This is a genomic window from Bradyrhizobium sp. AZCC 1678 (assembly GCF_036924765.1).
Classification (GTDB): domain Bacteria; phylum Pseudomonadota; class Alphaproteobacteria; order Rhizobiales; family Xanthobacteraceae; genus Bradyrhizobium; species Bradyrhizobium algeriense.
This window is the reverse complement of record NZ_JAZHSE010000001.1, coordinates 4,784,584-4,802,234: the sequence shown is the minus strand read 5'-3', so window position 1 is coordinate 4,802,234 and position 17,651 is coordinate 4,784,584. Positions and strand designations below refer to the sequence as shown.

16 protein-coding genes are annotated in these 17,651 nt (G+C 62.6%); 8 read left to right on the top strand and 8 right to left on the bottom strand.

Annotated elements, in window-relative coordinates; all coding sequences use genetic code 11:
- Window positions 1-37: 37 nt before the first annotated feature.
- The 7 genes from V1294_RS22755 to tyrS all read right to left on the bottom strand — a co-directional run bounded on the left by V1294_RS22755 (window position 38) and on the right by tyrS (window position 7,962).
- The gene (locus V1294_RS22755) at window positions 38-316 is read right to left on the bottom strand and encodes a DUF3325 domain-containing protein (protein ID WP_334500281.1); all 279 of its coding nucleotides are present in this window, start codon (window positions 314-316) and stop codon (window positions 38-40) included.
- On the bottom strand, window positions 313-1,887 hold the full coding sequence (locus V1294_RS22750) for a PepSY-associated TM helix domain-containing protein (protein ID WP_334504771.1): 1,575 nt from the start codon (window positions 1,885-1,887) through the stop codon (window positions 313-315). The genes V1294_RS22755 and V1294_RS22750 overlap by 4 nt, the downstream gene beginning before the upstream one ends.
- A gap of 65 nt (window positions 1,888-1,952) precedes the next feature.
- The gene (locus V1294_RS22745; RefSeq protein WP_334480456.1) at window positions 1,953-2,234 is read right to left on the bottom strand and encodes a DUF3649 domain-containing protein; all 282 of its coding nucleotides are present in this window, start codon (window positions 2,232-2,234) and stop codon (window positions 1,953-1,955) included.
- Window positions 2,231-2,959, bottom strand: a complete 729-nt coding sequence (locus tag V1294_RS22740) for a cobalt ABC transporter substrate-binding protein (RefSeq protein ID WP_334500279.1) — start codon at window positions 2,957-2,959, stop codon at window positions 2,231-2,233. The genes V1294_RS22745 and V1294_RS22740 overlap by 4 nt, the downstream gene beginning before the upstream one ends.
- Before the next feature lie 22 nt (window positions 2,960-2,981).
- Window positions 2,982-5,279: a TonB-dependent siderophore receptor gene (locus V1294_RS22735; protein ID WP_334500277.1), complete on the bottom strand. Its 2,298-nt coding sequence runs from the start codon at window positions 5,277-5,279 to the stop codon at window positions 2,982-2,984.
- Between the two features lie 112 nt (window positions 5,280-5,391).
- Complete coding sequence (locus V1294_RS22730; protein WP_334500275.1) at window positions 5,392-6,639, bottom strand: MFS transporter; 1,248 nt, start codon at window positions 6,637-6,639, stop codon at window positions 5,392-5,394.
- 69 nt (window positions 6,640-6,708) lie between these two features.
- Complete coding sequence (gene tyrS / locus V1294_RS22725; protein WP_334500274.1) at window positions 6,709-7,962, bottom strand: tyrosine--tRNA ligase; 1,254 nt, start codon at window positions 7,960-7,962, stop codon at window positions 6,709-6,711.
- A 176-nt stretch (window positions 7,963-8,138) separates the two neighbouring features.
- Here tyrS and V1294_RS22720 point away from each other — a divergent pair, with 176 nt between their 5' ends.
- A complete protein-coding gene (locus tag V1294_RS22720; protein ID WP_334500273.1) occupies window positions 8,139-9,239 on the top strand; it encodes an anhydro-N-acetylmuramic acid kinase in 1,101 nt (366 codons plus the stop codon).
- Between the two features lie 117 nt (window positions 9,240-9,356).
- Window positions 9,357-10,034 (top strand): glutathione S-transferase family protein, encoded by a 678-nt coding sequence (locus tag V1294_RS22715; protein WP_334500272.1) that lies wholly within the window; start codon window positions 9,357-9,359, stop codon window positions 10,032-10,034.
- Between the two features lie 117 nt (window positions 10,035-10,151).
- On the opposite strand, the gene V1294_RS22710 is transcribed toward V1294_RS22715, so the two are convergent.
- Window positions 10,152-10,799: an alpha/beta hydrolase gene (locus V1294_RS22710; RefSeq protein ID WP_025589847.1), complete on the bottom strand. Its 648-nt coding sequence runs from the start codon at window positions 10,797-10,799 to the stop codon at window positions 10,152-10,154.
- Between the two features lie 292 nt (window positions 10,800-11,091).
- Here V1294_RS22710 and V1294_RS22705 point away from each other — a divergent pair, with 292 nt between their 5' ends.
- From V1294_RS22705 to V1294_RS22680, 6 genes are all read left to right on the top strand, one after another.
- On the top strand, window positions 11,092-12,246 hold the full coding sequence (locus V1294_RS22705) for a cysteine desulfurase family protein (protein WP_334500271.1): 1,155 nt from the start codon (window positions 11,092-11,094) through the stop codon (window positions 12,244-12,246).
- A gap of 88 nt (window positions 12,247-12,334) precedes the next feature.
- Window positions 12,335-13,816 (top strand): Fe-S cluster assembly protein SufB, encoded by a 1,482-nt coding sequence (gene sufB / locus V1294_RS22700; RefSeq protein ID WP_334500270.1) that lies wholly within the window; start codon window positions 12,335-12,337, stop codon window positions 13,814-13,816.
- Window positions 13,817-13,941: 125 nt separating this feature from the next.
- A complete protein-coding gene (gene sufC / locus V1294_RS22695; protein ID WP_334480466.1) occupies window positions 13,942-14,694 on the top strand; it encodes a Fe-S cluster assembly ATPase SufC in 753 nt (250 codons plus the stop codon).
- 17 nt (window positions 14,695-14,711) lie between these two features.
- The gene (gene sufD / locus V1294_RS22690) at window positions 14,712-16,037 is read left to right on the top strand and encodes a Fe-S cluster assembly protein SufD (RefSeq protein WP_334500269.1); all 1,326 of its coding nucleotides are present in this window, start codon (window positions 14,712-14,714) and stop codon (window positions 16,035-16,037) included.
- Window positions 16,034-17,281, top strand: a complete 1,248-nt coding sequence (locus V1294_RS22685; RefSeq protein WP_334500267.1) for a cysteine desulfurase — start codon at window positions 16,034-16,036, stop codon at window positions 17,279-17,281. Before sufD ends, V1294_RS22685 begins: the two co-directional genes overlap by 4 nt.
- A complete protein-coding gene (locus tag V1294_RS22680; protein ID WP_334480468.1) occupies window positions 17,278-17,649 on the top strand; it encodes an SUF system Fe-S cluster assembly protein in 372 nt (123 codons plus the stop codon). The genes V1294_RS22685 and V1294_RS22680 overlap by 4 nt, the downstream gene beginning before the upstream one ends.
- Window positions 17,650-17,651: the final 2 nt, after the last annotated feature.

The window sequence follows — 17,651 nt, the reverse complement described above, 5'->3', positions numbered from 1 at the left end:
GCCCACCCCAACCTCATTCTGCTCCGGATATGGACGCTTAAGGCACCATCCTCGCTTGCCCGATAAGCGCACAAAGCACGATACCGGCAGCAATGCTGGTGTGACCGCTGAACATCACGAGGCCGATGCTCCAGCCCTTCTCGGCGACAAGAATGCCGAGCGCAAACAGTAGAGCGCAAGTGCCGGCAACGCGAAGGACGTAGGTCGTGGTCGGCTGCAGCGGTCTGCCGATGATATCGCGCTGTTGGCGGGACAAGGCAAATGCCAACGCAGTAAAGCCTGCCAGGCTGAGCGCGAAGGGCAGCAGGTGATTCATTCTGCTGCCTCGCGGGAGGTGACGACCGGAGCCTGCCGTTTTGGCTTGAGCCCGGACTGGGAAATCGCCCCCTGCCGGGCAGTGCGTATTGCCAGAACGGCATGAAGCAAAGCCAGCGCCCAGCACATCATATCGATACCGGCGAAGACCCGGTCGCCTTCTACCAGGCTGTGCCACAGCGGACGTTGCGTCGTGAATGCGTTGAGAAGCGGCAACAGAAACAGCAGCGCTGATGCCGCCCATAATTGCTCGACCCAGGCTGACCTGGCTGGACGTACCACGGCATGCAGCAGCGTCAGGCCCCAGACGATAAAGAATGCGTGAACCTCCCAGTCCGCGCGGCTCTCCAACGGGTGCGGCAACAGGCGGTTGGCCCACAAAAATGCAGTCATTGCGATCGACAGGCCGGCGATGCTGGCGATGTTCAGTCGCTCTACAAGGCGGAAGCCGAAATAGGGACAACCCGGGTCAGGCAGCTTCTGTCGCCGCTTTACGGTCCACATAACCAGGCCCGTACCCACCATGGCCGTACCCATGAAGCTGACGAGAAAGTACAGCCATCGCATTTCGGTGTCGCTGAAGCGCCCGAGGTGGAGTGCGTAAAGCACGCCACGGGTTTCGGCCGCAGCCCCCACCGACTCACGGACCGTCAGCAGTTTGCCGGTGGCCCCTTCGAACTCCATGTATTGCGGACTCATGGAGACACGGCCCGCTTCTCCTCGCGCCACCGACACACGCGCTGCCGCATCTCCGGGATGAACGGCCGTTACGCGCCCTATACTGTCGCGGCCCCAACGTTCCTGGGCCTGCCGCACCATGTCCGCCACCGATGCCAGCGCCGTTTTCTGCCCGCTGGGTTTGCCCGGCTGGATGAAGGCGCTCAGTTCGGCTGAAAGTTGCTGGCGCTCTGCCGGCGTCTTGAAAGCTACTTGCTCGCCCCATGGCATGTACAGCGCCATCAGCGTCACCAGTCCGGTGTAGGTGATCATGAAATGAAACGGTAGACCAAACACCGACAAGGAGTTGTGCGCGTCCAGCCACGAGCGCTGTCGCTTCCCCCAGCGGAAGGTGAAAAAATCAACGAAGATCTTCTTGTGGGTGATGACGCCGCTGACAATGGCCACGAGCATGAACATCGCGGCTGCGCCCGCCAGCCATCTGCCCCAGACCACCGGCATGTAATGGAACTGGAAGTGGAAACGGTAGAAGAACTCGCCGCCTAGCGTGTCGCGCGAGGCGACGCGTTGGCCGGTCGCGGGATCGAAGTTGCCTTCACCGAAGCCGCGCTGGCCCGGGTTGCGCGGAGTTGTGCGCCAGAACGCATAGACACTGTTGTTGCGCTCGTCGGGCAGGCGGATGCTCCACTGCGATGTTCCGGGCGCTATGTTGCCAAGCTCGTCCGCGAGCCGTTGTGCCACCACGGCCTGATCGGGAATTTGAGACAGGCGCGGCAGCTCCGGCCGCATCCATTGCGAGAGTTCATCCTTGAAATACGACACGGTGCCGGTGAGGAACATGGCATAGAGCACCCAGCCGAGCAGAAGGCCGGCCCATGTGTGCAGGGTGGACATGCTTTGCCGGATGCCGGGGCCTGCAACTCGCACATCGTTGTCCGTATTCACGCGCAGGCCCTTCGTCAGGAAACAGACCACGCCAGCGGCAACAGCGGCGCAGCCACGATGAGCAATCCCGCCCAGGCCCTCAGCGCACTGCGCACCGCAAAGACCCAGATCACGGCACCGGCGTAGATGGCGAAGCTCGCCAGCATGCCGGTGAGCACGGCCTGCGGCTTGCTCAAGGGTAGGGCGAGCACGGCAACGCTGAAAAGTGCGGCCAAGGCATAGCCGCCGAACAGCGCAGCCACGATGCGCGAGATCAGCGGGCCCGTGGAGCGGACCCGATGTATCATAAAACTCATTTGCCCGGCGTTGCGGGCGGGCCCGCAGGAATGGGTGTCAGGCCCTTGGCGTTCACGAAGGTCACCGTGGTGGCATAGCTTACGGCATCATATTTCTCGGCGCCGCCGGCCCCCGCGCGCTCACCCGCGCTGCGGTCGTTGAAGCTGACTTCAACCACGTAGGTGCCCTTCCAGGGCATATCGAACTTCACAAGGCCGTGCTCATCGGTGTGAGCATCCTTGGACCAACCCGACTCGGTCACCAGCGTCACTTTGGTCTTGGCCTTGGGCTGATCCTTGAAGAAGAGCTTGAATTGGCCGTCCTCGCCGGTCGGGACGAGATCGAGCACGAGCTTGGGCTGCTGCGCGGTAAAGCTAGTGATGTAGCGGGCCGCGGGATAGAACCAGTTGGTGACGTCCTTGCCCTGCTGCTTCCAGACATAGAGCGGGTAGTTCGCATCCTCCGCCAAGATGCCGTCGCCGGAGGCCGCGGAGAACGGCAGCGTGAAGCCGTTGGCGGTCTTGGTGGCGTCAGACTTTTGCTCGCCCTTGGCGGAGACGAGCGTGCCGGTGACCTTTGCAAACTTGTCGAGCAACCCTGGTGATGCTTCGCGAAGGTTCTCGCCGAACTCGCCGAAGCGAACGACGGCATTCTGACCTTCGGACTGTTCGATCCAGATCTGGTGCGCCTGCACGGGCGTCACTGCTCCAAGCAGGGCGATTGCGACGATGGAGAGCTTTGACATTACAAATACCTTGGACGTTCCGTTAGAAGTCGAATGCGGCAGATACGATGTAGGTTCGAGGTGAGCCAACTGTCACGTAGGTGCCGGTCGTGAGCCAATAATTCTCGTCAAACAGGTTTTCGATATTGGCGCGTATCGTGACAGGCCGGCCGTTGAGCGAAGTCGCGTAGCGCGCGCCGATGTCGACCCGGGTCCAGTCGGAGAATTTCTGCCACGGCTTGTTGAGGTTCGTGAGATATGAGCCCGACGTATAGATCACGCGTCCATTGAGAGAGAGGCCCTCCACCCACGGCGTGTCCCAGTCGAGGCCGGCAGAGAAGGTCTTGTCAGGCACGCCGGCGGCGTCTTTGCCGCGTTCGAGCGGATTGGCCGGGTTCGTCAGTTCCGGACGCAGGAAGGTTGCGCTGGCCATGCCGCGCAGCCCCGGCAGCAACAGGCCATACGCGTTCAGTTCCACGCCACGGTTGCGCTGTTCGCCGTCATACGCCAGAAAGTTCGATGCCGTCCGGACCGTGCTCGGTCGAGCAATCTGGAATACTGCCGCGGTCGTCGTGACGGTGCCCCAGTCGACCTTCACGCCAGCTTCTTGCTGCTTCGACGTGAAGGGAGCGAGTCTAACACCAGTGTTGTTGTAGCCGGCACCGACGATGGCGCCCGGGGAGAGTCCTTCTGCGTAGTTCGCGTAGAGCGAAACGTTGTTCCAGGGCTTGAACACCACCCCGGCAAGGGGCGAAGTCTTTTCGAACTCGCCGGTATTCGTCAAAGCACCCGTCAGAGTGCTGAAGTTTTCCTGTTTCACGTTCTGCTGACGGACACCCAGGGTTACCAGCACCACGTCATTCAAGAATGACATGGTGTCGGCGACTGCAACGCTTGTGAATGTTACCTCGGAAGCTCGCCGCGGCGCCGTACGAGGGGCCGTGATCGCAGGAAGGGGAGACGGGTTGTAGATATTCGATGGGACCGCACCAACGCCCGGAATGTACGCATTGCCGGCCTCTTGCAGAAAGCCGGTATAGGCGACGTTGACGGTATGACCGATGAAGCCTGTCTCGAAGCGCGACCGCAGGCCCACATTGCCGCTGACTGTCTTGCTGTAGGAATCATAATAGGAATTCGTGAGATTGAAGTTGCCGAGAGCGTTTGCTCCGCCGGGAGTGGAAGCGGGAAACGTCTGATAGTTCGTTCCCTCACGATAGCCGAGGCCCGCATAGGCGGTCAGCGAATCGGTCAGGTCGTACTCGAGGCCCGAGGCGATGGTGTTGTCCTTTTGACGAAGCATCGTGCCCGGGTACCAATTACTGCGAGCATCGGGAGGGGCAGGAATGGCGGTCGTGGTGGAAAGAATGCTGACCTGTGGACGGAAGTTCTTGGTGTCGTCGTTCTGTGAGATCGCATCGAGCGTCCAGCGCAGGCGCTCCCCGCGATAGTCGAGCGACAATGCACCGAGTCCGGACCGCCAGTTTCCACCGTCGATCGAGGCTTCGCCATTGCGTCCCACGCCGTTGAAACGAACGCCCCACTCCTTATTCTCGCCGTAGCGGCGGCTTGTCTCCAGATGGAGACCGTAATTGCCGGCGCTCATGAAGAATGGCGTCAAACGCGTGAACGGTATCTCGGTCGCACGTTTGCTGACGATGTTGATGCCGCCACCGACGCTGCCGCCGGGGGCAATACCGTTGATGAGCGCGCCAGGGCCCTTGAGCAGTTCGATCCGCTCGATGATCTGAGCGGGCACGCGACTGGAGGAAACCAGTCCGTAGAGACCGTTGAAACCAACGTCACCCGAGGGAACAGCAAAGCCGCGGATCTGGAACGTGTCGTCGAACCCGTTGCTACCGGTGGTGAGCCGCACGGAAGCGTCGTTGATCAGCGTATCCGCAGCCGTCCGCGCCTGCTGATTCTCGATCAACTGCGACGTATAGTTGACGGTGCTGAAAGGCACATTCATGACGTTGGTGCTGCCGAGCAGGCCGAGCGTTCCACCCTGCGCCACCTGACCGCCAGCATACGGCGGAGCCGGAGCTCCGATCGTCCGGGTCGTCCCCATCGTGGCGACAGGCGCAACCGGCGCAGGAGGTTGTTCGGTCGGCTGGCGGGGCGCCACGCGGGCTGAGCGCTGAGACGTGCCACGCGGCCGCGCAGTGCTCATCACACGCGCTCTCTGTCCAGGCGCATCGACGGACACCGGAGGCAACACCTGCGGTGCTGTGCTCTGCGCGTTGCTTTGAGTTGCTCCCATACCAGTCAGGCTTAGCGAAACAGCACTCACGGCCGCGCCAACAAGAACGCGGCTCTTATTGTTCTTGAAGTTCACCAAACGCCCCCAACTCACCAGTTGACGTCTGACTAGGAAATCGAAGGTTCGGAAGCAACGTTGCTGATTTAGAATTGGTGTACGCTTGCTCGCAAGACGATCTGGCTCACGCGCACTAGCGTCGCAGCGCCGGCACGACGAGGAACGGAATCATTCCCAGCACCACCGCGACCAGCGCAAACGCGATCACGGGATCATAACTGTGGGTCCAGTCGTGGATCAGACCGCCGGCCCAGGCGCCGAGCCCTGAGCCAAGGCCGCTGCCGATGGCGATCGTGCCGAAGATGGTGCCGACACGCTCGCCGCGAAAGATCTTCATCGCGGTCGCCGTGATCAGCGGGCCGCGCGAACCGATCATGCTGCCGAAGGTCACGACGAAGGCGCCCAGCAGCCAGAAGTTCGGATAGAACTGCAGCAACCACAGCAGGATGATGCCGACGATCGAGATGGCGTAGCTCAGCAGCACCGATGGCCTTCGTCCGATCATCGCATCGAGTTGCGTCACGCCCAGCATGCCGAACAGCAGCACGATTCCGGAAAAGCCCCAGGCGGTCGCCGCCTGCAGCGGCGGGAAGCCGGCATCGATCAGATAGGCGACGATCTGCGCCGAGATCGCGTACATGCCGACTGCCGTGAAGAAGAACGTCGAAAACAGCGCCCAGAACGCGTGGTGGCGCATCGCGCTCGCAAGCGTCCAGCCGCCGTCGACGAAATCGGGATCGGCCTTCCCCGCGATGTGCGGCGAGCCCGTCGAAAACAGACGCCACGGCAGCAGCAGCAACGGTAACAACAGGCACAGCGCAACGATGCCGAAGATCTGGTAGGCGCCACGCCAGCCGAAATGATCGATCAGAAGCTGCGACGCCGGCAATAGCACCAGCACGCCGGCGCCGGTCGCGGAATAGACGATCGCCATCGCCGTCGGCAGGCGCGGGCCGAACCAGCGGCCGAGCAGGATCGAATTCGGCACGTTGCCGATGAAGGCGATGCCGATCCCGACGGCGAGCCCGACGCTGAACTGGAATTGCCACAGCGCTTGCGCCTGCGAGGCTACCAGGAACGCGCCGCCGAGCAGCAGCAATCCCACCGAATAGACGGTGCGGGGGCCGTAGCGGTCGAACAGCCGGCCGACCACCGGCGCCATCAGCCCGCCCGCCAGCCAGGTCAGCGAATAGACCGAGACCACCTGGGCGCGGTCCCAACCGAAATTCTCCGAGATCGGTTTCAGGAAAACCGTAAAGCTCTCGCCGAGGCCGCGGCCGATAAGCGCCAGCGTAAAGCAGAGCGCCAGCACGTTGAGCGCAACCCGCTCCGGCTTGAGCGGCCTGGCTAACGCATCTCCCTCTGGCGTCTTGTTATCCATCGGACGCAGGGAGCGCGTTTCCGTCCACCCCCGCAAGCCTCAAAAATGAATACGGCTATGCAGGCAGGCTCAAGCCGGCCTGAGCAGGACGTGCTTTTTCTTCCCCATGGAAAGTTTGATGACGCCCTCCGGCGTGAGGTTGGACGGCGTCAGAACCATCTTCTCGTCGGTGACGGCGGCATCGTTGACGCGCAAGCCGCCGCCCTTGATCTGGCGCCGTGCCTCGCCGTTCGATGCGACGAGACCCGCTTTCACGAACAGTCCCAGCACGCCGGCGCCGGCTTCGAGCTCGCCGGAGGAAATTTCCACCGTCGGCAGGCTTTCCGCGATCTCGCCTTGCTCAAAAGTCTGCCGGGCGGTTTCGGCGGCCGTGTTGGCGGCGTCGCGACCGTGCAACAGCGCGGTGGCTTCCGTCGCCAGCACCTTCTTGGCTTCGTTGATCTCGCCGCCCTGCAATGCCGCAAGCTTTGCGATCTCGCTCATCGGCAGGATCGTGAACAGCTTTAGAAACTTGACGACGTCGGCGTCCTCGACGTTGCGCCAGTATTGCCAGAAATCGTAAGGCGAGAACTGGTCGGCATTGAGCCATACCGCGCCCTGCGCGGTCTTGCCCATCTTGGCGCCCGACGCGGTCGTCAGGAGCGGCGTCGTCAGCGCGAACAATTGCGCCGTGCCCATGCGGCGGCCGAGATCGACCCCGTTGACGATGTTGCCCCACTGATCGGAGCCGCCCATCTGCAAGCGGCAGCCGGTGCGCCGCGCCAGTTCGACGAAGTCGTAGGCCTGGCAGACCATGTAGTTGAATTCGATGAAGCTCATCTCCTGCTCGCGCTCGAGACGCAGCCGCACCGAATCCATCGTCAGCATGCGGTTGACGGAGAAATGCCGGCCGATATCACGCAGCATCTCGATCCAGTTCAGCTTCGTCAGCCACTCGGCATTGTCGAGCATGATGGCGTCGCTCGGGCCCGAACCGTAGCGCAGTACCTTCGCGAACACGCCGCGGATTGAGGCCTTGTTGGCCTCGATTTCCTCGACCGAACGGATGGCGCGCGATTCATCCTTGCCGGAGGGGTCGCCGACCATGGTGGTGCCGCCGCCCATCAGGGTGATCGGCTTGTTGCCGCTCTGCTGCAGCCAGTGCAGCATCATCATGGTGAGGTAGTTGCCGATATGCAGCGACGGCGCCGTGCAGTCGTAGCCGACATAGGCGGTCGCCTGGCCCTTCGCGGCAAGCGCGTCCAGGCCCTCGAAATCGGAGCATTGGTGGATGAAGCCGCGCTCCTGTAAAATGTTCAGGAAATCTGATTTAAATGCGGTCATGGCGGGCTGCTTTGATCATTCTATTTTCACTGTAATTGTAGCGAGTTGCGGAACCATGGCGGAACAGGCTGCCGCGAGGCCGGGCGCTGTGGCATTATAAGATGTCTGTGTTTGGCACAAGCTGATCGTCGTCGGCGGGACGGATCGAGCAGGGCGTTGCAAAGGCACAATTTAAGATGATGCTGACGGCACTTGGTCTGATGAGCGGCACCTCGCTCGACGGGGTCGATGTCGCTTTGATTGAGACAGACGGCCGCCGGGTGAGTGCCCTCGGACCGTCGGGATACCGGCCCTATACCGACGTGGAGCGCGGCCTGCTGCGTCAGGCGCTGTACGAGGCGGCCGACCTGCCGGATCGCGCGGCGCGGCCCGGCTGCCTGCGCGAGGCCGAGCGGGTTGTTACGTCCGCGCATGCCGAGGCGGTGGCCGCCTTTACCGCGCAACACCGGCTGCGCTTCGACGACATCGATATCGTCGGCTTTCACGGCCAGACCGTGCTGCACCGGCCCGAGAAAAAGTTGACGGTCCAGATCGGCGACGCACTGGCGCTCGCCAGGGCGATCCACATTCCTGTGATGTACGATTTCCGCGCCGCCGACGTCGACGCAGGCGGGCAGGGCGCGCCCTTTGTCCCGGTCTATCACCGCGCGCTGGCCCAATCGCTGGATTGGGAGGGGCCGACCGTCGTGGTCAATATCGGCGGGGTTGCCAACATCACCTATATCGACGGCGACACGCTGATCGCCTGCGACACCGGCCCGGGCAACGCGCTGCTCGACGACCACATGTTCCGCTGGTTGAACCAGCGTTTCGATACCGAGGGCCGCACTGCCGCGCTGGGCAAGGTCGATGCAGCCTGGATCAACCGCGCGCTGGAGATGCCGTTCTTTTCGCTGCCCCCGCCGAAATCGCTTGATCGCAACGATTTCGTGGGGCTGAAGCTCGGCGATATACCGCCCGAGGATGGCGCGGCAACGCTGACCGCGTTTACCGTCGCCGCGATCGCCCGCGTGGTGCCGCTGCTGCCGAAAGAACCGAAGAACTGGATCGTGGCCGGCGGCGGCGCCCGCAACCTGACCATGCTGCGGATGCTGCGCGAGTGTCTGCAGCCTGCGACCGTCCGGGCCGCGGACACGCTGGGCTGGGCGTCCGACGCCATCGAGGCGCAGGCCTTCGGATTCCTGGCCGCGCGCGGCCTGAAAGGCCTGCCGCTGAGCTATCCTGCCACCACCGGGGTGCCGTTCCCGATGACCGGCGGCATCATCGCGCGGCCCTGATCTGGGTTCAAGATATGTTGATGCAATTGCATTGACCTTGACGGATACATGCATACGCATCTAATTTGCATGCAGATGCATGTAGCGAGGCCTGCTGGCCTCGTCTGGAGGTCCGTCATGGCGCCAAAACTCACGCTGATCAGCCACAAGCTTTGTCCCTATGTGCAGCGTGCCGTGATCGCGCTCAGCGAGAAGGGCATTCCGTTCGAGCGGGTCGACATTGATCTCGCCAACAAGCCGGACTGGTTCCGGAAAATTTCGCCGCTCGGCAAAGTGCCGGTGCTGCTTGTCGAAACAGAGGACGGCGAAGCCGCACTGTTCGAGAGCAATGTCATCTGCGAGTACATCGAGGAGACGCAAGGAGGCGCGAAACTGCATCCGCAGGACGCGCTCAAGCGGGCGCAGCACCGCGCGTGGATGGAATTCGGCTCGACGATTCTGAGCGAGCTATGGGGACTGGAGACGACAGGCGATCCCGCGATCTTCGAGAGCAAACGGCAGGCAGTCGCCGCGAAGTTTGCACGCGTCGAGGAGGCGCTGGGCGCGGGTCCATATTTTGCGGGAGAGAACTTCAGCCTGGTGGATGCGGTGTTCGCACCGATCTTCCGCTATTTCGATGTGTTCGATCAGCTGACCGATCTCTCGGTCTTTGCCGATACGCCCAAGGTCCGCGCGTGGCGCGAGGCGCTCGCGAAGCGGCCGAGCGTGCTCACGGCTGTCGGGCCCGATTATCCGCAATTGCTGCACGCGTTCCTGGTGCGCCATGACGCGCATCTGCTGAAGCTGGCGGCGTGAGACTCAGATGTCGCCGTAGCCGGATGGAGCGCAGCGCAATCCGGGAATCGTCACCACGTTGCCAGCGGCCCCGGATTTCGCTGCGCTGAGTCCGGGCTATGAAACAACACGGTCACGTCAGCGGACGTTGGCGAGCCGCATGTCGAGATAGCCGGTCACCGTCTCCATTAGCGGCTCCAGCTTGCCGTCGAAGAAGTGGTTGGCGCCGGGGATGATCTGCTGATCGATCACGATGCCTTTTTGCGTCTTCAGTTTCTCGACCAGCGTGTTGACGTCCTTCGGCGGCACCACCGCGTCCTTCTCGCCATGCACGATCAGGCCCGAGGACGGGCAGGGCGCGAGGAAGGAGAAGTCGTAGAGATTGGCGGGCGGCGCGATCGAGATGAAGCCCTCGACCTCGGGCCGGCGCATCAAGAGCTGCATGCCGATCCAGGCGCCGAACGAGAAGCCGGCGACCCAGCAGGCGCGCGCTTCGGGATTGATGGTCTGCGCCCAGTCGAGCGCGGAAGCCGCATCCGACAATTCGCCGGTGCCGTGATCGAACGAGCCCTGGCTGCGGCCGACGCCGCGAAAATTGAATCGCAACACCGAGAAGCCGCGATGCGCGAACGCGTAGTAGCACTGGTAGACGATCTGGTGGTTCATCGTGCCGTGAAACTGCGGATGCGGATGCAGGATCATCGCGATCGGCGCGTTCTTCTGCTTGGCCGGATGGTAACGGCCTTCGAGGCGGCCCGCGGGGCCGGTGAAAATAACTTCAGGCATTCATGATCCTTGGAAGTGATCCTTGGCAACGGCCGTGATCCGGCAGAGAAGAAATGCGATCAGGCGTCGTTGGGTGGTGCGCAACCGGCGCTCCCGTGAAACTGGTGGCGGCGTTCTAGCATGAGGCGAGGGGCAAAAAGCAAGCATCTTGAACATCTCGAAGGCAGCTCAAGGCGTTAGGCTGCGATTGCAAGAGACGGCGCGATCCCCAGTTGCCATAAGGCAACTCGCGCCGGCGGCGAGGCCAAGCCTTGCGGGAGCTGCTGGCCGATATAGGTAATATTGTACGGACATGCCCGACCGGGTCTATCTCGACTGGAATGCGACGACGCCGCTTCACCCTGAGGCCAGGCAGGCGATGGCGGCTGCTTGGGAGGTGGCCGGCAATCCATCCTCGGTCCATGCCGAAGGCCGTCAGGCGCGCCGGCTGATCGAGGACGCCCGTGCCGCCATCTCGGCGGCTGTCGGCGCGCGGCCGCAGGACGTGGTGTTTACGTCGGGCGGTACGGAAGCGAATGCGCTAGCGCTGACGCCGGGGCTACGCCGGGGCGCGGGCGAACCGGTCCGTCGGCTGTTGGTCTCGGCCATCGAACATACCTCGGTGTTATCGGGAGGGCGTTTTTCGCCCGACGCGATCGGGACCATCCGGGTCAGCGGATCCGGCCTGATCGACACCGACCATTTGCGGAGGCTTGTTGCCGTCGGGCCGCCGGCGCTTGTCTCGGTCATGCTGGCCAATAACGAGACCGGCGCGCTTCAACCGGTCGGCGAAGTCGCTGACATCGTGCATCAAGCAGGCGGGCTGCTGCATGTCGATGCAATCCAGGCGCTGGGAAAAATACCGTTTGATATCAAATCAATGAAGGCCGATCTGGTCACGCTTTCTGCGCACAAGATCGGTGGCCCGAAGGGCGTCGGTGCGCTGGTTCTGGCCGCGGAGATGCTGGGGCTGGAGCCGCTGCTGCGTGGCGGTGGTCAGGAGCTCGGGCGCCGGGCCGGCACCGAGAATGTCGCGGGTATTGCGGCCTTTGGCGCTGCCGTGCGGGCCGCCATGGGGGCTTCAGACGGCGATACAGCCCGGCTACGGGGCTTGAGGGACCGCCTTGAAGGCGGCCTGAAGCAGACTCCGGGGGTGATTGTGTTCTCCGAGGACGTCCCGCGGCTGCCTAATACCACTCTGTTTACCGTTCCCGGGCTGAGGGCCGAAACGGCCGTGATTGGCTTCGATCTCGGCGGTATTGCGGTATCCTCGGGTTCCGCCTGCTCGTCCGGCAAGGTCCAGCCATCCCACGTCCTCGAGGCCATGGGCTATGGCAAGGAACTGGCCCAGGGAGCGGTGCGGCTCAGTCTGGGCTGGTCTACCTCGGAGGCAGACATTGATTTGGCGCTTCAGGCTTGGCGAAAGCTCGCCGATGCCTTACTTAGAGGGCGACGAAACACAGCTTGAAACGTTCTAAGTGAGTTTCGCTGAAATGGTTCGTCACTGATTTGGAATTGTTCCACCGCGGTCCTTGAAACCGCGAGCGGAGGATGGAATGCCAGCCGTACAAGAGACGGTCGAGCGCGTGAAGCGCATCGACGTCGACCAGTATCGATATGGGTTTGAGACGCTGATCGAATCCGACAAGGCCCCCAGGGGGCTGTCGGAAGACACCGTCCGCTTCATTTCAGCGAAAAAGAACGAGCCGGCCTGGATGCTGGAATGGCGTCTGGAGGCGTATCGCCGCTGGTTGACCATGACCGAGCCGACCTGGGCCCGCGTCAATTATCCCAGGATCGACTACCAGGACCTCTATTACTACTCGGCGCCGAAGCCGAAGAAACAGATTGGCTCGCTGGACGAGATCGATCCGGAAATCCTCAAGACCTACGAGAAGCTCGGCATCCCCCTGCGCGAGGTCGAGGTGCTGGAAGGCGTCGTCAAGCCGGAAGGCGAGCGCAGGATCGCGGTCGACGCCGTGTTCGACTCGGTTTCCGTCGCCACCACGTTCCAGAAGGAATTGAAGGCGGCCGGCGTGATCTTCATGCCGATCTCGGAGGCGATCCGCGAACATCCCGAACTGGTGCAGAAGTATCTCGGTTCGGTCGTGCCGACCTCGGACAATTACTTCGCGACGCTGAACTCGGCGGTGTTTTCGGACGGCTCGTTCGTCTACGTGCCGCCGGGCGTGCGCTGCCCGATGGAGCTTTCGACCTATTTCCGCATCAACGAGCGCAACACCGGCCAGTTCGAGCGCACGCTGATCATCGCCGACAAGGGCGCTTACGTCAGCTACCTCGAAGGCTGCACCGCACCGCAGCGGGACGAGAACCAGCTGCATGCCGCAGTCGTCGAACTCGTCACGCTCGACGACGCCGAGATCAAATATTCGACGGTGCAGAACTGGTATCCCGGCAATTCCGAAGGAAAAGGCGGCATCTATAATTTCGTCACCAAGCGTGGCGACTGCCGCGGCAACAATTCAAAAATCTCCTGGACCCAGGTCGAAACCGGTTCGGCGATCACCTGGAAATATCCGAGCTGCATCCTGCGCGGCGACAATTCACGCGGCGAGTTTTACTCGATCGCGATCTCGAACGGTCACCAGCAGGTCGATAGCGGCACCAAGATGATCCATCTCGGCAAGAACACGACCTCCAGGATCATCTCCAAGGGTATCGCGGCCGGCGTCTCGCAGAACACCTATCGCGGCCTCGTCACCGCGCATCGGAAAGCCACCGGCGCGCGCAACTTCACCGCCTGCGACTCGCTCCTGATCGGCGACAAATGCGGCGCCCACACCGTGCCCTATGTCGAGGCGAAGAACTCGTCGGCGACCTTCGAGCACGAAGCGACGACGTCGAAGATCTCCGAGGACGTGCTGTTCTATTGCATCCAGCGCGGCCTCAGCCAGGAAGAAGCCGTCGGCCTCGTGGTCAACGGCTTTGTGAAGGACGTGCTGCAGCAGCTGCCGATGGAATTCGCGGTTGAGGCGCAGAAGCTGATCTCGATCTCGCTCGAAGGTTCGGTTGGGTAGGGCCTCATCCTGAGGAGGCCGCGCAGCGGCCGTCTCGAAGGATGGGAGGAAAGATTGTGGGCCACGTCCTTCGAGACGCGCCTATCGGCGTTCCTCAGGACGAGGGTAAAAAATGGAAAGACAAGATGTCATTGCTTGAAGTCAAAGATCTGAAGGTCCGTGTCGAGGATAACGAAATTCTCCATGGGCTGTCGCTTACGGTGAACCCGGGCGAGGTGCACGCGATCATGGGGCCGAACGGCTCCGGCAAATCGACGCTGTCGCATGTGATCGCCGGCAAGCCGGGCTATGAAGTCACCGGCGGCGAAATCCTGTTCAGGGGCGAAGACCTGCTGGAAATGTCGCCGGACGAGCGCGCCGCCAAGGGCGTGTTCCTGGCGTTCCAGTATCCGGTCGAAATTCCCGGTGTTGCGACCATGACGTTCCTGCGCACCGCGCTGAATGCCCAGCGTAAGGCGCGCGGCGAGAGCGAATATTCAACGCCGGACTTCCTGAAGAAGGTGCGCGAGGTCGCAAAGTCACTGAACATTCCGCAGGACATGCTTCGCCGCGGTGTCAACGTCGGTTTCTCCGGCGGCGAGAAGAAGCGCAACGAGATTTTGCAGATGGCGCTGTTCGAGCCTGCCGTCTGCATCCTCGACGAAATGGATTCCGGCCTCGATATCGACGCGCTTCGTGTGGCGGCCGACGGCGTCAACGCGCTGCGTTCGCCGGATCGCGCGATGGTCGTCATCACGCATTACCAGCGGCTGCTGAATTACATCGTGCCTGATTTCGTGCACGTGATGTCGAAGGGTCGGGTCGTCAAAAGCGGCGGCAAGGATCTGGCGCTGGAGCTCGAGGCTTCCGGCTACACCCAGTTCGAAGACGCAGCCTGACGCAAAGCGGATTTGTGATGAACCTAGTTTTGGCAAAGAACGAGACCGGACGCGCGCTGAGCGACAGCTTCGCCATCGCGCGCGACCGGCTGCCGGGTACAGGCAGCGTGGCCGAGGCGCGAAGCGCCGCCTTCGAGGCCTATGACCGTGTGGGCCTTCCGCACCGGCGGATCGAGGATTGGAAATACACCGATCTGCGCGCGCTGATGCGCGACGTGCTGCCGCTGGCGCCCGTGCCGGATGCCGCAGCCCTGGCACGGGCCGCAACGGCCGCGAAGCTGCAGGCGATCAAGGGCGTGCGCCGGCTGGTGCTGGTGGACGGCGTGTTCGCGCCAAAACTCTCCGAACTGGCCGGGCTCGAAAAGGGGCTCGCCGTCCGCACCCTGCGCGACGTGCTGGAGGCCGGCGACGCTACGCTGCAGGCGCAGCTATTCACGCCCGATATCGCCAATCCGATGGTGGCGCTCAACAGCGCGATGATGACAGATGGCGTGGTGATCGAGATCGCCAATGGCCTCGTGCTGAAGGAGCCGCTGCAAGTTATCCATGTTGCGAGCGGCGCCACGCCCGCGGCGATGTTCACCCGCTCGCTGTTGCGCCTTGGCAAGGACGCCGGCGCGACGCTGGTCGAGAGCTACATCGCGGCCGATGGCGCGACGGCCTATCAGGTCCACGACTCGCTGATCGTTACGATTGGCGACAATTCGCGGCTCGACCAGATTCGCCTGATCGAGGATGGCCGCGAGGCCGTCAATATTTCCTCCGCCGTGATTACGCTGGGCGCGCATGCGCACTTCAACACCTTCGGCATGACCTCCGGCGCTGCCGTCAGCCGCTATCAGGCGGCGATTGCGTTCGCAGGGGAGGGCTCCCGGGTCGAGACCAACGGCGTAAATCTGCTCAATGGCCGCCAGCACGCCGACACCACGCTGTTCATGGACCACGCGGTGCCGCATTGCGCCAGCCGCGAAGTGTTCCGCGCCGTCGCCGACGACCGCGGCCATTCGGTGTTCCAGGGCCGCATCATCGTGCGCCCGGATGCGCAGAAGACCGACGCCAAGATGATGACGCGGGCGCTGCTGCTGTCCGACGAGGCCGAAGCCGACAACAAGCCGGAGCTCGAAATCTTCGCCGACGACGTCACCTGCGGCCATGGAGCCACCACCGGCGCGCTCGACGAGAGCCTGCTGTTCTACCTGCGCGCCCGCGGCCTTTCCGAGAAGGAAGCCCAGGCGCTGCTGATCCAGGCGTTCGTGGGCGAAGCCATTGAATCGATCGTCAACGACGATCTGCGCGAACTCGCAATTGCAGCCGCGCAGCGCTGGCTGGAGGCAAGGGGATGACAATGCATCCGGCGGTTTCCAACGGTGCATATGACGTCGCCCGCGTGCGGGAGGATTTCCCCGCGCTGGCGATGAAGGTCTATGGCAAGCCGCTGGTCTATCTCGATAACGCCGCCTCCGCGCAGAAGCCGACCGCTGTGCTCGATCGCATGACGGAAGCTTACAAGAGCGAATACGCCAACGTGCATCGCGGCCTGCATTACCTCGCCAATGCCGCGACCGAGGCTTACGAGGGCGCGCGCGGCAAGGTAGCAAAATTCATCAATGCGGCGCGTAGTGAAGAAATCATCTTCACCCGCAATGTCACCGAGGCCATCAACCTCGTGGCATCGTCCTGGGGCGAGCCCAACATCAAACCGGGCGACGAGATCGTGCTCTCGATCATGGAGCACCACTCCAACATCGTGCCCTGGCATTTCCTGCGCGAGCGCCATGGCGCCGTGATCAAATGGGCGCCGGTCGACGACGACGGCAATTTCCTGATCGAGGAATTTGAGAAGCTGCTGACGCCGCGCACCAAGCTCGTCGCCATCACCCAGATGTCGAACGCGCTCGGCACCTTCGTCCCGGTCAAGGAGGTCGTGAAGCTCGCCCATGACCGCGACATTCCGGTGCTGGTCGACGGTGCGCAAGGCGCGGTGCATTTGCCGATCGACGTGCAGGACCTCGATTGCGATTTCTATGCCTTCACCGGCCACAAGATCTATGGTCCGACCGGGATTGGCGCGCTCTATGCCAAGCATGAGCACCTGGTGGCGATGCGGCCCTATAACGGCGGCGGCGAGATGATCCGCGAGGTGGCAAGGGATTGGGTCACCTATGGCGACCCACCGCACAAGTTCGAGGCCGGGACGCCGCCAATCGTCGAGGCGATCGGGCTGGGCGCTGCGATCGACTACGTCAATTCGATCGGCAAGGAGCGCATCGCCGCCCACGAGCACGATCTCTTGAACTATGCCCAGGATCGCCTGCGCGAAATCAATTCGCTGCGCCTGATCGGCACCGCGCGCGGCAAGGGACCGGTGATTTCCTTCGAGATGAAGGGGGCTCATGCCCATGACGTCGCGACCGTGATCGACCGGCAGGGCATTGCGGTGCGCGCCGGCACCCATTGCGTGATGCCGCTTTTAGAGCGGTTCAACGTCACAGCCACCTGCCGGGCATCGTTTGGGATGTATAATACCCGGGAAGAAGTCGACCATCTGGCACAGGCGCTGATCAAGGCGCGGGAATTGTTCTCATGAGTGACGCAGCCGAAGTCAAATCAGCCAATATGGAAACCATCTCGGCGCTGCCGCCCGAGGAGACCGAGCGGCTGGGAAGTGAAATCGTCGCCGCGCTGAAGACGGTATTCGATCCGGAAATCCCGGCCGACATCTATGAGCTCGGGCTGATCTACAAGGTCGACCTCAAGGACGACCGTGGTGTCGACGTGATGATGACGCTGACCACGCCGAACTGTCCGGCGGCCGGCGAATTGCCGACCATGGTGGAGAACGCGATCGCCAGCGTTCCCGGCGTCGGCGTTGTCAATGTGAACCTGGTCTGGGATCCGGCCTGGACGCCGGATCGTATGTCCGACGAGGCACGCCTCGTCCTCAATATGTGGTGAAG